General features: G+C 65.1%; 1 protein-coding gene and 1 rRNA gene. One reads left to right on the top strand and one right to left on the bottom strand.

The genetic code is table 11. From position 1 onward, the window contains the following. Positions 1-597 precede the first annotated feature (597 nt). Positions 598-2,985: an HAD-IC family P-type ATPase gene (locus AC1DHY_RS15700; RefSeq protein ID WP_476903901.1), complete on the top strand. Its 2,388-nt coding sequence runs from the start codon at positions 598-600 to the stop codon at positions 2,983-2,985. A 135-nt stretch (positions 2,986-3,120) separates the two neighbouring features. Here the strand turns inward: AC1DHY_RS15700 and rrf are convergent. Further along, positions 3,121-3,212: ribosomal RNA gene (gene rrf, locus AC1DHY_RS15705) — 5S ribosomal RNA — on the bottom strand; the annotation flags it as partial.

Below are 3,212 nucleotides of genomic sequence, written 5' to 3' on the forward strand. Positions count from 1 at the left end.
CAGCTGTAAAAACCATGCCATCCACGGGGTGGACAACACAGCCAAAACAACCAATCAATAAAACAATTGGTATCAACAAACTTGGCACACTATTGAGTTCTCAAACAACAGACACACCCGGCACCACCACAACCCCAATACAGGGCCGCAACTCGCTCCGGAGCAACTTTTCAAACTTACCGGGTTCAGACTCCCAATGCAAATCCGATTTCCCGGACCTGAATCAGCAGACGAACCATCCCCACCAAAATTCCTTAGCGACAGAAAAGTCGAAAGAACCTGGTTTTGAATTATTTTTAGGGGATTGGCCGCCTCCGGTACTCCAGTTTTTCGCTGGCCTCCCTCGCGGCGACTTAGAAAACAATACACCCAACCGGGCCTATCCGCAAACGGGCTCCGGAGGCGACGTCTTGGGCCCACTATCCCTTGAAATCACGCGCTTCCCGCCACATCGGGCCGGCCGGCGGCCGCCACGAAAGAGCACCGGCGTCGCGGATGGAGGTTGTATCCTCCATCACTTTCGGTTGCGTCCCCGGATACGATCAGGGGGTGAGGGCAGAACGCCGGCGCCAGGAACCACTGACACTCCATCGGCGTGTGTCCGGACCGGCCGCCGAAGGACTTTCGCAACAGGATGTCGCCGCCCGTATCGAAGGCGGCCTGGACAACCGGGTTTCGGACAAAACCAGCCGGAGCCTCTGGCAGATTGTCCGCGCCAACGTACTCACACTCTTCAATGCAATCGTCGGCTCGAGTTTTCTGGTCCTGCTCCTGCTGGGCCGCTGGCAGGATGCGCTCTTCGGACTGGCAGCTGCCGGCAATGCCGCAATCGGCGTCGTCCAGGAGTTCCGCGCCAAACGTTCCCTGGACCGCCTCGCCATCCTTGACGCCCCGCGTGCCCGGGTCCTGCGGGACGGCAAGATCCAGGAGATCGCCACGGCCGACGTCGTCCGTGACGATGTGCTGGTCCTGCGCGCCGGGGACCAGGTTACCGCCGACGCCACGGTGCTGGACAGTGCAGGGCTGGAGGCCGACGAATCCCTGCTTACCGGCGAATCGGATCCCGCGGACAAGGACGCCGGATCCGAAGTCCTCTCGGGATCCATCATTGTGGGCGGTCACGGCAGGGCCAGGGTGGCGCGTGTGGGGGCCGACTCGTTCGCGAGCCGGTTGACGGCCGATGCCAGGCGGTTCTCCCTGGTGAACTCCGAGATCCGCAACAGCCTGAACCGGGTGCTCCGGTGGATTGCCTGGGGAATCCTGCCCGTGGCGTTGCTTGTGGTTAACAGCGAGCTGCAGGCCCGCGGCGGCTGGCAGGAGGCCATCAGCTCCGGTGCCTGGACGGCGGCCCTGGTGGGTGTCATCGCGAGTGTTATTGCCATGGTCCCGCTAGGTCTCGTCTTGCTGACCAGCGTCGCGTTCGCCGTCGGCGGGCTCAGGCTTGCCGGCCACAAGGTGCTCATACAGGAACTCGCCGCCGTCGAAGGCCTCGCCCGCGTGGACGTCCTCTGCATGGACAAAACCGGAACCCTGACCGAAGGCGGCCTCCGCTTCGAGGAGGTCCACCAGCTGACCGCCGCACCGGAGCCCGGGTGGGAGCACGCCCTGGGATGGTTCGCTTCCGAACCCGAAGCGAACGCTACGGCGCGCAGCCTGGGAACAGCTTTTGAAGACGACGGCGGCTTCCAGTCAATCTCCTATGTCCCCTTCTCCTCCTCCCGGAAATGGAGCGGTGTCACCTTTGGCACGGGGAACGGGAGAACGCCCACCTGGGTGCTGGGGGCCCCCGAGATGGTGTTGCCGGCGCCGGCGGACGGCCCCCATGCCGCCGTGCTCGCCAGGGCCGGCGAGTTGGCCGGCTCCGGCCTGCGGACGCTGTTGCTGGCGGGCGCCGACCGCCCCGCGGAGTCCCGTCAGACTCCGGAGCTCCCCGAAGGTCTCCGGCCGGTTGCGCTCCTGACGTTCCGCGAACAGCCCCGGCCGGATGCCCGCCAGACGTTGGAGTTTTTCGCTGCCGAGGGAGTGACGCTCAAGATCATTTCCGGCGACGATCCCCGGACCGTGGCCGCCATCGCCCGGCGGGTAGGCCTGGATGCGGCCGAGGGATTCGACGCGCGGTCACTGCCGGAGGAGCCCGGGCTGCTCGAGGAGGTGATGGACGGCAATGTTGTTTTCGGCCGCGTCACCCCCGATCAAAAGAGGGACATGGTGGCTGCCCTCCAGCGTCTTGGCCACACCGTCGCCATGACCGGCGATGGCGTCAACGATGCCCTGGCGCTGAAGTCCGCTGACCTGGGCATTGCCATGGACTCAGCGGCGCCGGCCACCAAGGCCGTGGCGCGCCTTGTCCTGCTCGACGGCCGGTTCGATCGCCTGCCGGAAGTACTGGCGGAGGGGCGGCGGGTGATCGCCAACATCGAACGGGTTTCCAGCCTGTTCCTCAGCAAGACCGCATACTCAATTGCCATCGCGGTGAGCTTTGCGCTGCTGCAGTGGCCTTTTCCGTTCCTCCCCCGCCAGTTGTCCTTTACCGACGGCCTTACCATCGGCATTCCGGCATTTTTCCTGGCCCTCATGCCCAATGCTCGCCGGTACCGGTCCGGCTTTCTGCGGCGGTCCCTCTGGTTCTCGCTGCCGGCCGGGCTGATCGCGGCCGGCTCATTGTTTATCCTGCATGCGTGCGCACCGCTGGTTGGAGCGCCGGACGCCGAAGCAGTGCGCTCGGCCTCGGTGCTGACGTTGTCGGTGGTGGGCCTCTGGATCCTGGCCGTGGTGTCCAGGCCGCTCAACGCTGGACGGGCCGGGGTGCTGGCGGGCATGTGCGCCGCACTGGTCATTCTCTTCAACATCCCGCTGGCCCAGGACTTCTTCATTCTTGGCTGGCCGCCGGCCGGGATGCTGGCTGCCGCACTGGCCGTCAGCGCAGGTGCGGGCCTCGCGGTGGAGCTGCTCGCCTGGTTCCACCGCCGCAGGTTCCCGCGCTGACCGCGTCGCTTGTTGTGTGGTGCGTTGGTCTGCCGGGGGAGGGTCGTCCGTCTGTGCCGGTCTGTCGTGGTTGGGTGGGTGGTTAAAGTGGGAGAGCCTCCAACCTGGTGGTTGGAGGCTCTCGACCTAATGATGTTCCGGCGGTGACCTACTCTCCCACACCCTCCCGGGTGCAGTACCATCGGCGCTGTGGGTCTTAGCTTCCGGGTTCGGAATGGGACCGGGCG

The organism is Arthrobacter sp. 05L44 (assembly GCF_056397605.1).